The sequence below is a fragment of the Ignatzschineria sp. RMDPL8A genome, from assembly GCF_029815055.1.
Taxonomy (GTDB): Bacteria; Pseudomonadota; Gammaproteobacteria; order Cardiobacteriales; family Wohlfahrtiimonadaceae; genus CALZBJ01.
In genome coordinates this window covers 1,783,471-1,800,793 of the sequence record NZ_JAPPWA010000002.1, presented here as the reverse complement: position 1 = coordinate 1,800,793, position 17,323 = coordinate 1,783,471, and the positions used below count along the sequence as shown (strand labels likewise).

At 45.9% G+C, this 17,323-nt stretch carries 15 protein-coding genes; 10 read left to right on the top strand and 5 right to left on the bottom strand.

Annotated elements, in window-relative coordinates; translation table 11 throughout:
• Positions 1–87: 87 nt before the first annotated feature.
• Positions 88–1,035, top strand: coding sequence for an N-acetylmuramic acid 6-phosphate etherase (gene murQ, locus OXI21_RS09575; protein ID WP_279619353.1), 948 nt, complete (start codon positions 88–90; stop codon positions 1,033–1,035).
• Positions 1,028–2,242 carry an anhydro-N-acetylmuramic acid kinase AnmK gene (gene anmK, locus OXI21_RS09570; protein ID WP_279619352.1) on the top strand — a complete coding sequence of 405 codons (1,215 nt, stop codon included), beginning with the start codon at positions 1,028–1,030 and terminating at the stop codon, positions 2,240–2,242. The genes murQ and anmK overlap by 8 nt, the downstream gene beginning before the upstream one ends.
• Here the strand turns inward: anmK and OXI21_RS09565 are convergent.
• The 5 genes from OXI21_RS09565 to modA (OXI21_RS09545) form a co-directional block, all read right to left on the bottom strand.
• Positions 2,239–2,565 carry a hypothetical protein gene (locus OXI21_RS09565; protein ID WP_279619351.1) on the bottom strand — a complete coding sequence of 109 codons (327 nt, stop codon included), beginning with the start codon at positions 2,563–2,565 and terminating at the stop codon, positions 2,239–2,241. The two genes, anmK and OXI21_RS09565, sit on opposite strands and share 4 nt — an antisense overlap.
• A gap of 139 nt (positions 2,566–2,704) precedes the next feature.
• Positions 2,705–3,367: an ATP-binding cassette domain-containing protein gene (locus OXI21_RS09560; RefSeq protein ID WP_279619350.1), complete on the bottom strand. Its 663-nt coding sequence runs from the start codon at positions 3,365–3,367 to the stop codon at positions 2,705–2,707.
• Entirely contained in the window at positions 3,364–4,062 is a 699-nt protein-coding gene (gene modB / locus OXI21_RS09555) for a molybdate ABC transporter permease subunit (RefSeq protein ID WP_279619349.1), read from the bottom strand. Before modB ends, OXI21_RS09560 begins: the two co-directional genes overlap by 4 nt.
• A gap of 57 nt (positions 4,063–4,119) precedes the next feature.
• Positions 4,120–4,890 carry a molybdate ABC transporter substrate-binding protein gene (gene modA / locus OXI21_RS09550; RefSeq protein WP_279619348.1) on the bottom strand — a complete coding sequence of 257 codons (771 nt, stop codon included), beginning with the start codon at positions 4,888–4,890 and terminating at the stop codon, positions 4,120–4,122.
• Between the two features lie 159 nt (positions 4,891–5,049).
• The gene (gene modA, locus OXI21_RS09545; RefSeq protein ID WP_279619347.1) at positions 5,050–5,814 is read right to left on the bottom strand and encodes a molybdate ABC transporter substrate-binding protein; all 765 of its coding nucleotides are present in this window, start codon (positions 5,812–5,814) and stop codon (positions 5,050–5,052) included.
• Positions 5,815–6,032: 218 nt separating this feature from the next.
• Here modA (OXI21_RS09545) and pepD point away from each other — a divergent pair, with 218 nt between their 5' ends.
• From pepD to OXI21_RS09505, 8 genes are all read left to right on the top strand, one after another.
• Positions 6,033–7,478: a beta-Ala-His dipeptidase gene (gene pepD, locus OXI21_RS09540; RefSeq protein ID WP_279619346.1), complete on the top strand. Its 1,446-nt coding sequence runs from the start codon at positions 6,033–6,035 to the stop codon at positions 7,476–7,478.
• Between the two features lie 272 nt (positions 7,479–7,750).
• A complete protein-coding gene (locus OXI21_RS09535) occupies positions 7,751–8,920 on the top strand; it encodes an aminotransferase class I/II-fold pyridoxal phosphate-dependent enzyme (protein WP_279619345.1) in 1,170 nt (389 codons plus the stop codon).
• Positions 8,921–9,137: 217 nt separating this feature from the next.
• A complete protein-coding gene (locus tag OXI21_RS09530; protein WP_279619344.1) occupies positions 9,138–10,106 on the top strand; it encodes a sigma-70 family RNA polymerase sigma factor in 969 nt (322 codons plus the stop codon).
• 169 nt (positions 10,107–10,275) lie between these two features.
• Positions 10,276–12,078 (top strand): RNA polymerase sigma factor RpoD, encoded by a 1,803-nt coding sequence (gene rpoD, locus OXI21_RS09525; RefSeq protein WP_279619343.1) that lies wholly within the window; start codon positions 10,276–10,278, stop codon positions 12,076–12,078.
• 163 nt (positions 12,079–12,241) lie between these two features.
• Positions 12,242–13,246, top strand: a complete 1,005-nt coding sequence (gene dusA, locus OXI21_RS09520) for a tRNA dihydrouridine(20/20a) synthase DusA (protein WP_279619342.1) — start codon at positions 12,242–12,244, stop codon at positions 13,244–13,246.
• A gap of 57 nt (positions 13,247–13,303) precedes the next feature.
• Positions 13,304–14,869, top strand: coding sequence for a hypothetical protein (locus tag OXI21_RS09515; RefSeq protein WP_279619341.1), 1,566 nt, complete (start codon positions 13,304–13,306; stop codon positions 14,867–14,869).
• Positions 14,870–15,032: 163 nt separating this feature from the next.
• Positions 15,033–16,631, top strand: coding sequence for a hypothetical protein (locus tag OXI21_RS09510; protein WP_279619340.1), 1,599 nt, complete (start codon positions 15,033–15,035; stop codon positions 16,629–16,631).
• 149 nt (positions 16,632–16,780) lie between these two features.
• Positions 16,781–17,224: a GatB/YqeY domain-containing protein gene (locus OXI21_RS09505; protein WP_279619339.1), complete on the top strand. Its 444-nt coding sequence runs from the start codon at positions 16,781–16,783 to the stop codon at positions 17,222–17,224.
• Positions 17,225–17,323 lie beyond the last annotated feature (99 nt).

Sequence of the window (17,323 nt, the reverse complement as noted above, 5' to 3'; positions counted from 1 at the left end):
ATCGGATTTATGGGAATTTGAGTGCGCTGCGGGAAAATTCGTTATAGTAGGGGGATGTTTAATCGGAGTGATATTGAAAGGAATCCCATGCCTGATTTAAGTAAATTAACGACGGAAAATCGCAATCCTCGCACCACAGCGATTGACGCGCTCGATACTCGTTCATTGGTGGCTTTAATTAATAGCGAAGATCGTGCGGTGATTGAGGCGATTCATGCTGAAGTGGATGCGATTGCGGCGGCGATTGATCTTGCGTACAGCCGTGTTAAGGCGGGCGGGCGTTTAATTTACATGGGGGCGGGTACCTCGGGGCGTTTGGGAGTGCTCGATGCCTCCGAATGCCTGCCAACCTTTGGCGTTGGAGAGGAATCGGTGATTGGAATGATTGCAGGGGGTGACCGTGCGCTCCGTCATCCGGTTGAAGCGGCGGAAGATAATCAAACGGCGGCGCGGGAGGATCTTGATCGCATTAATTTTAATTCAGGCGATGTGATCTGCGCGATTTCATCCTCTGGCAGAACACCTTATTGCATTGGCGCACTTGAGTATGCGGCCGAAAAAGGGGCGGCGACGATTGCGATTGCATGCGTTAAAGGAAGTGCGATTGGCAAAAAAGCGGATGTGGCGATTGAGGCAGTTGTCGGCCCTGAGGTGATTACCGGATCGACTCGAATGAAGGCCGGTTCGGCGCAGAAGATGATTCTCAATATGCTCTCGAGCGGGATTATGATTAAGTGGGGCAAAGTCTATCAAAATTGGATGGTCGATGTGCGAGCGACTAATCAAAAGTTAATTGAGCGTTCTCGGCAGATGATTATGGCGGCAACGGGGTGTGATTACTTCCGCGCAACGGTGCTGTTAGAGGAGAGTGGTGAACATGTGAAAACGGCCATTGTGATGGAGTTTTTGGGCGTTGATAGAGAAGGCGCACAGGCGGCGCTTAAGGCTCATGAGGGGCGGATTCATGCGGTATTATCGGCCTATGGGAAGACTCAAAACGGGAACGAGCGCGAGGAACAACATACTGATGAGTAACAAAGCACGTAAACTTGCAATTGGGCTTATGTCCGGCACATCGCTCGATGGGATTGATGCGGCGCTCGTCTCAATTGAAGGCGCGGGCGTTACCACTCAATGCGAGCTACTCCACTTTTATGCCTATCCGATGCCTAATGAGGTGCGTGAGGCGATTGTGCGCGTTAGCCATCCCGATACGGCAAAAATTGATGAGATTTGTTCACTCAATACCGAGCTCGGGTATCTCTACCAAACGGCGGTGGAGGCGTTACTCATGGAAGCCTCTCAAAAGAAAATTATCTCGCCCACCGAGCCAATCGATTTTATCGCAAGCCATGGGCAGACGATCTATCATCAGCCAAATGCAACGAAACCCTTTGTGCCTTCAACGCTGCAAATTGGCGATCCATCGCCACTGGCGTACCACTTTAAAACGGCGGTGGTATTTAATTTTCGCATGATGGATTTAGTGGCGGGCGGTGAAGGCGCGCCACTAGTGCCCTATACGGAATATCTGCTCTATCGCTCTGAGACAAAAAGCCGTCTACTGCAAAATATTGGCGGGATTGGCAATGTGACGATTCTTCCCAAAGACTGCGCGATGAGTGAGGTCACTGCTTTTGATACTGGCCCTGGGAATATGATGATTAATGCGGCGATGATGCAGTTATTTAATCAGCCGTACGATCATAATGGGGAGCATGGCAGAAAGGGGCGTTTGATCGAGGCACTGTTTGCTGAGTTAAAAGCCGATCCTTACCTTGAGATGATTCCACCTAAATCAACAGGGCGCGAGCATTATGGAGAAAACCGCGTTGCAAAGCTTTGTGAGCGTTATCGCCGCTTGAGCCAATCGGATCAAACGCAATATGAATATGATCTTATCCATACTTTAACCCGATTTACCGCTTATACCATTGCAGAGAGTTATCGCCGTTTTATCTTTCCAACGTGCAAAGTGGATGAAATTATTGTGGGCGGGGGCGGGGCATATAATCCGTTGCTGATGGCGATGATTCGGGCGGAGCTTCCGGAATATTCGGTATTAACGCAAGAGGATTTAGGGATTTCAAGCGATGCGAAAGAGGCGATCGCTTTTGCCATTTTAGGCAATGAAACACTTCATGGCCTCGCGAGCAATATGCCCGGCAGTACCGGAGCGCGCGAGCGGGTGATCTTGGGGCAAATTATTCCAAATCCCTGGCCCCGGAATGAAGGGCGTTAATAGATCGCTTCAAATTCCTGTAAGCAGGTGCGGACGTTATCTTCGTGGGTGTCAAAATCGAGAATGGAATCGAACCACGCAAGTCGCTCATCGCTCACATCTTGGCCATTTTGCAGATTATAAATAGTGTTGTAATCTTCATCGGGGAGCGCGGCTTTGTCGAGCATATCACGAAATGATCCGGCAACGCAGCGGCAGAGCTCTTCCGACTGATCTTCTAAGCAGACCGACAACATATTGTCGTGGAGTTTATCGACGATGGGATGGGCCGATAGTGCGAGCGGGAAAAAGATCATGCTGCATAGCATCGATAGGCGGTTCATAGCTTTCCTTAGATTGTGTGGTGGTGTGACGAAGTCCTTCGTTAAAAATCCCATCAATCCACTGTCACACTGCCGATGTAATAAAACGAGTAGTAAAACAGTGAATTGATAGGATAGTGAAGATTTTGTATTTATTGCATTAAACCGTCGGAATTGGCAACTCTTTGATCGGTTTTAGCGTCGCAATTCCGTCAACGACATGGATAAATTGCGTCGATAAACGGTGGGCCTCTTTGGCGTTATGGGTTACATAGAGAATCGGAATCCCGGTGGAATCGATAATGCGCTCAAGATATTGCAAAATCTCCTCTTTACGTACCGCGTCAAGGGCCGCAAGCGGCTCATCCATCAGCAAAATTTGCGGTTCACGGAGCAGGGCACGGCCAATCGCGATCCGCTGTTTTTCCCCGCCTGATAGGTGTGCAACGCGCTCATTTAACAGATGCGAAATATCAAGGAGATCGGCAATTGCTTCAATTTTCCCCATCTCTTTTTGCTTCATGCCATATTTGAGATTTCCCATCACCGAATAGTGGGGGAAGAGCGTCGCCTCTTGGAATACATAGCCAATATTGCGTTTGTGCGGTGGCAGATTGATGCGTTTTTCGGTATCGAGAAGTGTATGCTCGCGCACAATAATGCGTCCCTTTTTCGGCTTTTGTTTGCCGGCAATAAAGTTGAGTAGCGTCGTTTTACCGCAGCCTGATTTCCCGAAGATGGAGATCGCCCCTTTGGCCTCAAACTGAAGATCGGCACTAAAGGCGAAATGTTTTAACGGATGTGAGATTGAGAGTTCGATCATCGTGTTTCTCCTAAACGGCGGCGGTGGGAGCGATTGAGCCACTCAGAAATGAGTAGTGCGCCGAGTGAAATAATAATCGCAATCACGCAAAGGCGCATGGTATCGGCTTCACGGTTCGGGATTTGAATCAGCGTATACATCGCAAGCGGAAGGGTACGGGTTTCGCCGGGAATATTAGAGACAAAGGTGATGGTCGCGCCAAATTCGCCAAGTGAGCGGGCAAAGGCAAGCACCACCCCTGAGATAATTCCCGGGATCGCAAGGGGCAACGTGATGGTAAAAAAGCTCTTTAAGAAACTCGCCCCAAGTGAGCGCGCGGCAAACTCGAGATTTTGATTGATCGATTCAAAACTTAAGCGAATCGAACGCACCAGAAGCGGAAATGAGACCACCGCCGAGGCAAGCGCCGCTCCCTTCCAATTAAAACTAAAGGAAAACCCAAAAAGCTGATCGAGCCATTTCCCGACGTAGCCATTTTTCCCCATTGTCACTAATAAAAGATACCCAATTACCACCGGCGGAAGCACGAGCGGCAGGTTAATAATGCCATCAACGAGCGATTTACCATAAAAATTATAGCGCGCTAAAATCCACGCGGTCACAATGCCAAGCGGTAGGCTAAAGATGATGGCCACAACGCCAATTTTTAGGCTGAGCCGGATCACTTCCCATTCATACGGACTTAAACTAAACATAACGTCTCTCTTTGTTTAACGTGTCAAAAACGTGTATCAAAATCGGATGAGTGCCCATTAAGGCGTCGAAAAGCCGTGCTTTTTGAAGACCGCTTTCGATTCATCACTGAGGAGGTAATGATAATAGGTTTTCGCCATCTCGGAGGGATTTTTACCCACAAGTGCAATGGGGAAATCGATCGGCGCGTGCACGCCTTCGGGCATTTTCGCGAGAATTTTTACTTTATCGCTAATCACTACATCGGAGAGATAGACAATGCCAAGATCTGATTCTTTACGCTCAACAAGCACGAGTGCCGCGCGAATGGTGGGCGATGCCGCGACTTTACGTTCCACCACATCCCAAATGCCTAAATTGGTAAAACTCTCTTTAACATACATGCCGCCCGGAACGTGATCGGGGTCACCAATGGCAAGGCGCGTATTTTTAAGCGCATCTTCCCAGAATGATTTGGAATTAAAATCGATCTCAATATCAGGATTATCTTTATGGGTAATCACCGCGAGCTCATTTTTAACGATATAGGCGCGGCTCTCAGGATCGATCTCATCATTTTCAGCTAAATAATTCATCCAGCGTTCATTTGCGGAGATAAAAAGGTGCGCGGGTGCCCCTTCGACAATTTGGCGAGAAAGGTTTGAGGCGGAATTATAGGAGGCCACAATTTTTGTTCCCGGATGGGCATTTTCAAAGGAGACATTAATCTCATCGATCGCATTTTGTAAGGTCGCGGCCGAGAAGAGAATGATCTCTTCCGATTGTGCGCTTTGGAAAAGGATAACAAGGGCGGCGCAAAAAAGGAGTGTGCGTTTAAGAGTGGTCAGCATCGGGGAATATCCTCTATCAGTTGGGTCGATCGGTTCTTTCGATCGGTAAATTCGGCAAAAGAAAAGGGCGCTAGAATTGTTCGAGCGCCCCTTGGTGCATAACGCCGGGCATGATTTATGATCGGCGTATGTGACAATCAATTTATAATGCGGGGCGAACTAGGGAGTCGCGAAACCGTATTTTTTGAAGATTGCTTTTGCATCATCACTTAAGAGGAATGCGTAGTAGGTTTTTACCATGTCGCTGTTTTGCTCGCCAATCATCGCAATGGGATATTCGATAGGATCGTGAAGGTTTGCAGGGAAGGTTGAAACCGTTTGTACTTTTTCGCTGATGCTTGCGTCTGATGAATAAACGATTCCGACGTTCGCTTCATTGCGCTCAACAAGTAAAAGGGCTGCGCGAACGTTTTGTGCTGCCGCTATTTTCGGTGCAACGACGTCCCAAACGCCTAATTTTTCAAAGCTCGCTTTTGCGTACATACCCACCGGTACGTGATCTGGGTCACCTACCGCTAAGCGGGTATCTTTAAGCAGCTCTTTCCAGAACTCTTTTGATTCATAGGTCACTTCGAATGCAGGATTATCGGCATTGGTGATGAGAGCAAGTTCGTTTTTCACGATGTTTGCACGGCTCTCAAGGTCGATTTTTTTGTTGTCTTGGAGGTAATCCATCCAGTTTTGGTTCGCTGAGATGAAGATTTGTGCTGGCGCGCCTTCATTGATTTGGCGAGCAAGGTTAGATGATGAGTCGTAGGCAGGCAAAATAGTGACATCAGGATGTTGCTTGATAAATACTTCATTCACTTCGTCAACGGCGTTTTGAAGCGATGCTGCGGCAAAAATCGTAATATCTTCTGCTTGAGCAAATGCTAAGAGGGTTGCAGCGACAAAGAGCGTTGCGTGTTTAAATAGTTTTAACATAAATGACTCCTATAAAAAATCTATGAATAGATTAAATGATGCGCCTTTAGTCTACCAAATTGCAAAGAAGGGTAAAGTCTTTTCGATCGCGCTATGAGGAATTTCCCAAAAAAACGCTAAAAATTTAAGAGCGCTTGGTGTATTGTAAAAGGGAATTATGATTTGCGTTAAAAATGTGAATCAAATCTGTTTTAGCCAACATTGAAAAAGGAGCCAATATGTTTGGTCAGCCCGCTACGCATCTGTTGTGGCATCATTTTAAGAAAATGAACGATATTCCACGCGCATCGAAAAAGGAGGCGGCAATTCGCGCCTATTATCGAGAGTATGCAAAGACCCACGGACTTGGGTTTGAAGAAGACGCGATCGGCAATGTGCTTATTACAAAACCTGCCACAAAAGGCTATGAAAATGCCCCGAAAATTGTAATCCAAGGGCATATGGATATGGTCTGTCAAAAACGCCCAACGAGTGCGCATAATTTTGATACCGACCCCATCGAACTCATTGAAGAGGATGGCTGGATTCGTGCAAACGATACCACTCTCGGCGCGGATAACGGGATTGGCGTTTCTGCGGGAATGGCGATTTTAGAAGATGAGAGCGCGGTTCACGGGCCGATGCAGATTCTAATCACCGTTGACGAAGAAGCGGGCATGGGCGGAGTGCGCAATCTTGAACTGAAAGGATTGGATGCGGATTATCTCCTAAACCTCGATAGCATGAAGTTTGGCAAATGTTGCGTTGGCTGTGCGGGCGGGGTGGATATCCTGATGAATCGCGAGCTTGCTGATTATTACCGCAGCGATGTGCAAGGGCTTTTCTATGAAGTGACGATTTCTGGACTACAAGGCGGACACTCAGGCGTTGAGATCCATAAAGGACTCGGGAGCGCGAATCAGCTTCTAGCGGAATTTTTAACGGAGTTTTCACACGAATACGCGCTTCGTTTAGTCTCCTTTAAGGGCGGCGAGCTACGTAATGCCATTACCCGCGACGCAACAGCTGTGATCGCAGTTACCGCCAATCATAAAGAAGCTTTTTTAGCCGCAGTTGAGGCGTGGAAAGCGAGTCTTAAAGAGCGTTTTGTCAAAGTGGATGAGGGCGTAACAATTGAAGCGCATGAAACCGCGATGAGCGATACGCTCGACACAGAGATGACGATGACGCTTCTCGACTTTTTAACGCTTCTCCCCCACGGCCCGATTCGTCAATCGGCGCTTTTGCCAGTGGTGGAAACGAGCTGTAATATCGGGGTGATTGAGCTTGATAAAGAAAATGGCCTGCACGTTGGCCTTCTTGCGCGTTCGCTTAATACTAACGGTTTAGATGTGATTAAACGCCGTGCGAAAAGCCTTGCTTATCTAGCCGATGTTGTGATCGAGTTTGATGGGGAATATCCGGCTTGGGAACCCAATTTAGATTCAAAACCGCTACAGGTATTACAAGAGACTTATCGCGAGAATTTTAATGACGAGCTGCAAATTCAAGTGATTCACGCGGGGCTTGAAACCGGTCTGATCGGGGAGCAATATCCTCATCTACAGATGGTGAGCTTTGGCCCGGATATCGTCGGTGCGCATAGCCCGGATGAAAAGGTCAATATTGAGAGCGTTGATAAATTTTATGCGCTGCTAAAAGCCTTGCTTGCGAATCTTAAATAAGGCGTAACCGGGGTAAATCAGAGCTCTTCAATTGTTTTGCCGCGATTGAAGGGCTTTTTTATTCAATTTTTATCACGTTTTTTGACAAAAATATTACCCCCGTGGCACTGAGCTGATACACTCAACTTAAATAAGAATCGCCCCCGATCGGTTCCCATTCATATGGATTAATTTTAATTGATCGAAGCGCGTGAACCCATTAATATCGACGAACATAACGAATCTTGATGCGTGTTTTAACGCACGCACATATTCATGTAAGGAGAGAGACAATGACGACCCCATTTAATTTTGATGAACTGCACAATCGCCGTAATAACAACTCAGAAAAGTGGACCCGTTACGCGGAAGAGGTGACGCCTCTTTGGATTGCGGATATGGATTTTACTGCGCCACCGGCGGTGATTGAGGGATTGACGCGGATTTCTCAAAATGGGATCTACGGCTACGGTAAGGCGCGTCCGGATCGGGTGATCGATGCGATTACCTACCGCATGAAACAGCTCTACAACTGGCAAATTAAACCGGAATCGATCGTGTTATTGCCAGGCCTTGTGGTGGGTTTTAATATCGCCGGAAATATGATCCGTCGCCGGAATGCTTCTGCAAATTACATTGCCATGACGCCGGTCTATCCTCCTTTTTTACAGATGGCGGAAAATCACGATATCGAGTGTAAGCGTCTCCCGCTTGCGTGCGAGGTAAATGACGATCGGGTGATGGAATATAGCCTTGATATCGATGGACTGGTGATTATGCCCGATGACAATACCGAGCTTTTAATGCTGTGCCAGCCGCACAATCCGGTGGGCCATATCTTTACCGGTGAAGAGTGTCATGCGATCGAGCGTGTGGCCGTTAAAAATGATCTTGTGGTGGTTTCCGATGAGATTCACGCCGAGCTCACGTTAGAGGGGCAGCGTCACTATCCTTATGCGCTGACAAGCGATGCCTCGCGCGAGCATACCATTACCCTTTTTGCACCAAGTAAAACCTTTAACGTTGCTGGTCTTTCGGGCGGATTTGCCATTATTGAAAATGAAGCGCTTCGCAATGAATACCTAAAAGCGATGCAGGGCATGGTGCCAAATCCCAATATTTACGGCATGAAAGGGATGGAATTGGCCTTTGATTATGGTGATGAGTGGCTCGTTGAGGTGCGCAAATATCTCAAAGCGAATCGCGATTACATAGTAGAAGAACTGAAAAATATGCCGGGGGTGCGTTACACGATCCCAGAATCGACGTTTTTAATGTGGCTTGATTTTTCCGATACAAAATTGAAAGATAACGCTTATGAGATTTTACTCGAACATAACGTCGCCTTGAGCGATGGTCGACCATTTGGTGCAAGCGGTAGTTGCGTTCGATTAAATTTCGCGGCGCCAAAGGTCCGATTAGTCCGTGCAATCAATAGTTTAAAAGAGATTTTTAACCTCTAGTCGCTTGACTTTATTGTAATTTACATTACTTTAGTCTTATAAATGTTTTAAAATGAACTATTAATTAATTTTAATTTAATGTGTGAGTCATTTACGTTTATAGTATGACTCAACACTTAATCTGATAAATCAATTATTTAGTTTTTATAGCGAAGCGGAGTAATCCGATCAGATTAGATTGAGTGGTTACACTTTATTGATTTATAAGGATAAAGCGATGAAAAAATCATACTCAAATCACAGTGTTAATGTTCGTAAAATTAGCCTTAAAGGGGACGTTTCGGAAGAAAAGATCCTCTCTGAGGAGAATGAGTTTGAAGAAATTTTATCGACAACTAAAAACCCTTACGAGAATCGAGAAAATATCTTATCGACTTATTTTGCGGAGATTGGCGAATACGATCTTCTAACCCCTGAAGAGGAGTTAGAGATGACCATCCGCGCGAAAAAAGGGGAACAAGTTGCGATCGACACAATGATTGAGAGCAATCTTCGCCTGGTGATTAACGTGGCGCGTAACTATGAAGGACGCGGTCTTGATTTCCTTGATCTGATTTCAGAGGGGAATTTTGGGTTAATCCATGCGATCGGAAAATTTGAACCTGAAAAAGGGTATCGCTTTTCGACCTATGCCGTGTGGTGGATTCGTCACTACATTGAGCGTGCGATTATGAATACTGGCCGTACCATTCGTCTGCCGATTCATATTAATAAAGAGATCAACTCTCAACTTAAAACCAAGCATGAATTAAGCGCCAAACTCAATCGTGAGGCAACCCTTGAAGAGGTGGCCGAGGCGCTCAATAAATCGGAAGAAGATGTAGTTAACCTGATGAAAGTCAATGAATCTACGCTTTCTTTGGATGCGGAAATTACCGATGATAGCGGTTCGTTCCACGACTTTTTGGAATCGGATCGAAGCGTTGAACAGTCGCTCAATCAGATGGCTGAGGTGAATTTATACGGTGCTCTCTCTGAAGGGCTCTCGCAGCTTGAAGAGATTGCGCGTAGCGTCATTGAGATGCGTTTTGGTATTCACGGCTATGACAAGCACACGCTCGATCAAACCGCCGAAGCGCTGGGAATCTCCCGGGACAAAGTCCGTAAGATCCAGATCAACGCCCTTAAACGACTCAAAGTGATTCTGCGTGATGAAGAGGATATCTACGACGAGCTCATTGCGTAATTTTAAAAATCACGTTATTCTACACAGAGGCTTTCGGGTAGTACGGAAATGTACTATCTTGAAGGCCTTTTCACGCTGAAAAAAGAAAAAGCAGACAAACTATGCTATAATTGATGGTTTGAGATATTTTCATTTGATTCTTTAAGATTGAGGGTGCCATTCGATAATTATGAGTAATCAGCCAAATATTAAAAAGCAGCAGGAGCAGATCAAGAAATTGATCGCACATGGTAAGGACCAAGGTTACCTGACCTATGCTGAGGTGAATGACCATCTCCCTAAAGAGATTGTTGATCCTGAACAGGTCGAAAACATTATTGGCATGATCGCCGATATGGGAATTCCCGTTCATGAAGAAACACCAGACGAAGATACCTTAATGCTGAGTGAGTCGGTAGATTCCGACGACGATGCGGTAGAAGAAGCGGCTGAAGTGCTCGCAAACATCGATAACGAAGAGATTGGACGCACCACGGACCCGGTCCGTATGTACATGCGTGAAATGGGGACAGTAGACCTCTTAACGCGTGAAGAAGAGAAAGCGATTGCCATCCGAATCGAAGACGGTCTGCGTGAAGCGTTAAGCTCGTTAGCCCTCTATTTGCCAGCGTCTTATCACTTAATTAATACCTATGAAGAGACCGTTAAAAACGAAGGTCGCTTAACCGATATTGCTACCGGATTTATCGATCCTAGCTTCTTTTTAGAAGATGAGGAAAAAGATGATGAAGAGGTGGAAGTGGTCGATAATGGCGATGGCCCCGATCCAGAACTTTTTGCAGAAAAAGTCAAAGAACTTAAAAAGACCGTTGACAAAATCGCCAAATTAAAAGGCAATGAAGATAAGTTAAAAGAGATCGGTGCGTTACGCGGTGAACTTCGTGATCAATTCCTAGAATTTCAGCTTTCCCCAAAAATTCAAGAAGAGATGTATGCACTGCTTCATGATTGTATTGAGCGCATTCGCCCGAAAGAGCGTCGCATCATGCATATCTGTGTGAATCTTGCAAAGATGCCACGTCGCGAATTCTTAAAAGTATTCCCGCGTCATGAAGCCGATAAGGCTGTGTTTGAAGAGGATCTTTTCAAACGCAAAGCGAAATATGTTGAGGGGTTATTAGAGCATAAAGATCGTATTTACGACTATCAAGAGCGCTTAAAACAGATCGAAGAAGAGACTGATCTCACCATCTATGAGATTAAAGAGATCAACCGTCAAATCTCGATCGGTGAAGCGAAAGCACGCCGTGCAAAACGTGAAATGATCGAAGCCAACTTACGTCTTGTGATTTCGATTGCGAAAAAATATACCAATCGTGGCCTACAATTCTTAGACCTAATCCAAGAAGGAAACATTGGTCTGATGAAAGCGGTGGATAAATTTGAATATCGCCGTGGTTATAAATTCTCAACCTACGCAACCTGGTGGATTCGTCAAGCGATTACCCGCTCGATTGCGGACCAAGCGCGTACGATCCGTATTCCGGTTCACATGATCGAAACGATCAATAAACTGAATCGTATTTCACGTCAGTTACTTCAAGAACTCGGCCGTGATCCAACGCCAGAAGAGATCGCAAAAGAGATGGGTGAACCTGAAGATCGCGTTCGTAAAGTACTTAAAATTGCTCGCGAACCGGTGTCAATGGAAACCCCTGTCGGCGATGATGAAGACTCAAGCTTAGGCGACTTTATTGAAGACGTTTACGCGGTTTCGCCAATTGATTCTGCAACGGATGAGGGCTTAAATGCGGCAACGCGTGATGTGCTTTCAACCTTAACGGCTCGTGAAGCGAAAGTCTTAAGAATGCGTTTTGGTATTGATATGAATACAGACCATACTCTTGAAGAGGTTGGTAAACAGTTTGACGTAACCCGTGAGCGGATTCGTCAGATTGAAGCGAAAGCATTACGCAAACTTCGTCATCCAAACCGTTCTGAGAGTTTAAGAAGCTTCCTTGAAACGGATTAATTCGGACCGTTAACGAATCGTTAACTAAAAACAGTGCGAGCGGATTGAGATTAAATCTCGCCCCGATTTGAATATCGGAATCAGCTTGTGAAATAATAGTATCCCCTCCGACGAGGGGATATTTTTTATTGCCCATTAATAATTAGCTTTTTGCATGGATGCCATGACCGAAACACGCCCCCATACTACTTATTCTGTGACTCACCCCTATCCGAAATTTAGCGTTGCGCCGATGCTCGATTGGACCGATCGTCATTGCCGTTATTTTTATCGGGTGATGAGTAAACACGCGCTCCTCTATTCTGAAATGGTCACGACCGGCGCGATTATTCACGGGGATCGGGATCGCCATCTCTATTTTGAAGAGGAAGGCCCGGTAGCGCTCCAATTAGGGGGCTCAGATCCCGCTGATCTCAAAGAATCGGCGAAAATTGGGGAGGGGTATGGTTATAGTGAAATTAATCTTAACTGTGGCTGTCCGTCAGATCGTGTGCAAAAAGGACGTTTCGGGGCTTGTTTAATGACTGAGCCTGAGCTCGTTGCAGAATGTTATAGTGCGATGGCGGATGCCGTTTCGGTGCCGGTAACGATTAAAGCGCGGATCGGCATTGATGATGAGGAGTCCTTTGAGTTTCTCGATCAATTTATTCAAACAATTTCAGCCGCCGGTTGCACAACATTTATTTTGCATGCGCGTAAAGCGTGGCTTTCGGGATTGTCGCCGAAGGAAAATCGCGATATTCCGCCGTTAAATTATGAGCGCGTCTATGCGATGAAAGAAAAATATCCTGAGCTCACAATTGCGATTAATGGTGGGATTCCCGATTTAGATGCGTCTAAAGTGCACCTTAATCATGTTGATGGGGTGATGCTTGGCCGTGCGGTCTATCATGATCCTTATATGATGGCGTCGGTGGATCGTGAGATTTTTGCCGATGATCATGAGATCTTAAGCCGATTTGAGGTTTTGCTGGCGATGAAGGATTATATTAATCGTCACCTAGAAAAAGGCGGTCGGCTCAATCATATCGCGCGCCATATGCTCGGGCTGTTCCATGGTATTCCGCGGAGCCGTATTTTCCGCCGTTACGTCAGTGAGCATATCCATTTAGAGGGAGCCTCTTTTAACACGCTAATGGATGCTTATAAAGCGATGGAGTCCGCATAAACCTCATTAACGCGAAGAGATATCATATGTCTGCACACCACTCAAAAGGAGAATACAATGCCTAAGCGCCCCCTGATGTTGCGCGCTCTCTTGGTTTTTAGTCTGCTTGGATTGATTCCCATGGCGGAGGCAGAGATTTCGCGGCCGGATAATCGCGGGCTGTTTGAGGAGGAGATGCACCGCATGCTCTACGCCATTGAGGCGAAAAATTTCTCGCCCTTTATGGGAAGTGATGAGGTGATGATTGCCCCAAGTTTGACTGAATCCGCCGATAAACCGCATTTTTATCTCGATTACCAATTAAAATCTTCACTCTATTTTCCATTTCTAGGCATGTGCCATTGCCTTGAAGCCTCGCGGAGTAATCGCGTTAATGTGGAGGCGTATCGCCATGCGCGAAGTGAAACAGAAAGTGAGGGCGCGCTCACCTTTTCCCTTGTCTGTACCGATCAAACGCGAGATACAATTCCCCTTGTGGAAGGGTTAAAAAATCGTGAGATTGTGCGTAAAGAGTTTTTTGAGTGGAAGCATGAGGTTATTCAGCCACAAAAAAGTGAGATGGCGCTGCATTATCATGATCAATCGCTTGGTTCGCTATCGCTCGAAGGGTTTCGTTTAGAGCGTCTTTTTAAATTTACCCCTGAGTTTACCGAGCTTCGCCTACGTCATGGCGCGGCGGGTTGGAATACGCTTACATGGGTGCTCAATCAAGATCAGAAAAATGAAAAGCGGGTTACGGTCAATCAATTGCTCGGCGAGGCATTTTTCGATTATGAGACGCAACAATATCGCTCATCGCTGATGGTTGATTCTCTTTTAATTAAAGATCGGCAGAAAAACATTGAATTTAGCCATATTTTATCGGGCCTTGATGCTGAAGAGAGTGACGATGAGCCTTTTTATCTAAGTGCCCATCTATCGGTGGATGATCTCTACCTTTCCCTTGCGAAAAAGCCGCATCTTAATGTCAATTTAGGGGTGATTGAGCTTGGGCTTCAGGTTGAAAACATGCACAGCGTCGCATTGGAACCCACTACAAAAGCCTTAAAAGAGTGGGTCAAAACAACTTGGCAACGCCCCGATATTTTTACGAGCTTTTCCCTTGAGTCGTTATTGCCGATGCCCTTTTTAAAGCCGCTCAGTGAGCTTGTGCAGGGAGATACGCAGATCAATTTCCATTTTGAGAATCGGGTAATCAATCATGCGATGTTCACCGTGGACTTTATGGTGAACGTCAGTGAAGAGTTGACCGAGCGCTTAGCCGATCCTGCGGGGTTTGAGCTTCTACTTAAAGAGGAATCGTTTTCGATGTGGTGGGATCGTTATATCGATGAAGCGACGATCGAAATTGTCCTGCCGGTTCTCTATTTAGAAGCGCAGAAAGATCAGCTATTACGGCTCTTTGAAGAGGATGAAATGCTTGCCTCGTGGGAAGCCGTGACGCAAAACTTAATTGAGGCGGCGATGATGACCTTTATGCTTACCGAGCCCGAGCTTGCACGCTATATGAATTGGAGCGCCGATGAGGTGAGTTTGATGTGGCATTACGATGAGAACCGATGGCGCATCGGGAATGAAACGATTACGACAGAGCAATTAATGCGCGCATTTAATCGTCAATGATCAATTAAATGGATCAATTTTTACAGCAAAAAAGCCCGATTTTGTATATAGTAAGGGCACGTATTTAAACAAATGAATCAGTTGAAAAATCGTTTTCAGCACGACTTTAAGTTCTAAAAGCTGATCTCAAACGGGATTTAAAAAATCATAAAAAGGGTAGATTATGGGTAAGAAAATTTTCGGATATTCCGCACTATTTATTACGATTACCGTGGTGATGGGGAATATCTTCTCCGCCTCGGAGAGTGGGCCAACCGTGTCATTAACAGAGGCCAATAAAGCCACCCTTAAAGAGGATTATCTTGCGGTGAAAACCTCCGGGATTTCAGTGCTCGATAACTTTTTCGATGTGGCACACGGCTATACCCATTTTCTTGAAACGGAAGAGGGGGCGGAGTATGCGCTCTCTTCAAGTGTTCCGTTTGTGGTCGATGATGCAGGAAATACCATCATTTTTAAAAATCGCGAAGCCGGGCACGTGACGTTTGCCGATGCAGCAGGATTAATTAATTTTGATGCGCAAGCGGATTTTATTGCAGAAGTGCATCAAGATGGCGGGCTCATTGGCGAGGTGGATCTGTTACCGCCACACAGCGTGACGGGCATGTTAACGCCAAGCAAAAATCACTTTGGAGCAACGCACTATTTTAAAGATGTAAACCACACGATCACCGCAAAAAATTATGAAAATCGCACCGATGGTGAATTTGATACGATTCCGGTCGCGCTGCTTCGTTTTGGTGAATTAAGCCTTGAGCGCAATGTCACTTATAGCAAACCCTATAGTGAATTAAAAACCAGTCTGCACAACTGGAATGGGGTGAATTTAGGCTTCCGCGTCTCGAAAATGAGCGGTGTTAACATTCAAGAATCGCCCGATTTTGTTGATTTTAGTGTTGAGAGTCTCGCGCTGAGTTCAGATTTTAATGCTGAAACGCTCGATTACACCTTTGAAAGTACACTCAATAATGTGGTTGTTTTAACCGAGGAAGAGTCTTGGTTTAGCGAAGAGATTGAGCGCACGCACCTACAGCTTCCCGTCGTTGATAGCACCATGACGATCAAAAAAGAATCTGGTGAAGGCGTGGTGGAGTATAGCGGTCACGTCTCTGATTTTATGCTCAACTATAACGGTAAAAAAGGCTCGTTTGGTAATTTTAAAGTGGCACAAACCACAACGGGGATGAATGTCGATGAGCTCCAAGCTTATTATGCATTTTTAGGCACAAGCCTCCGCGCGGGGATTGAGGAAGAGCTCTTCGGTGAGGTGAGTGAAACGCTTCGTCTTGAGGTGGCTGAACTGGTGAAACGCATGATGAGCGAAAAGTTTGTCAGCGATTTCTCGATGGTGTCAACGCTTGAAAATGGCAACAGCGCGTCAATGAAAGGGGTGATGGATCTCAATGAGAACTACGCCGCCGTTGCGCTTGATGATATGGCGGATTTTGGCGCATTATTGGAAGCCGTCAACAGCATGCACATTGAGATTTCAGTGCCAAAAGCCTATATCGTTGATCAAGTATTCACCGCGCAAACGCTCTTTGATGAGGACTTTGAGAATAAAGACCCAGCAGCCGCGCGTAAAGAGATCGATGAGGGCATCACCATGGGCTATATGTTTATGGCGATGATGCTCCCGCAAGATTACAAACTGTATGATGCAGCGAAAGAGATCTTTAGCGTTGTGATCGATTACGATGGCACGGTATTTACCATCAATGGCGTTGCGCTCGATCTTGATGAAGTTACACGTCTTTTTTAATCGGCATTCAGAATGAAAAGTCGGCTTGCATAACTTCTACAGGAAAAAGTTGTAAAAAAAGAGTAGAATAGTGCATGGCACATAATCAAAATCAATAAGCCCAAAGCCATCTGGTTTGGGCTTTTTTCATCATAAAAAAGGAAACAGACATGAACTTAAAAGATCAATTAAAAGACGATATGAAGACCGCGATGCGTGAGAAAAATCGTGCCAAGGTCACCGCGATTCGCTCAGTTCTAGCTGAAATTCAATCGATGGAAATTGATAAACATGGCGAGCTCTCTGAGGACGATTTCATCACGATTTTAAATCGTATGGTAGCGCAGCGCCGTGAGTCGATTGATCAATTTAAAAAGGCCGATCGTCAAGATCTTGTGGACGTTGAAGAGGCCGAGCTTGGCTTTTTAGCACCCTATCTTCCTGAGCAATTAAGTGATGAGGAAGTGCTTGCCATTATTGACGAAGTATTGGCGGAAACCGGCGCGTCTGAAATGAAGGATATGGGAAAAGTAATGACTGCACTTCGTCCTAAACTTCACGGAAAAGCCGATATGGGTGAAGCGAATAAAATCGTGCGCAGCCGTCTTGGTTAAGCACTCGCTTAATTTTAAAAGACCTTCTAAAAGACTTTTGAAGTAATACAAAAACGCAGGGGCATTTAGGCATTCTAAGCGCCCCTTTTATTAACTACT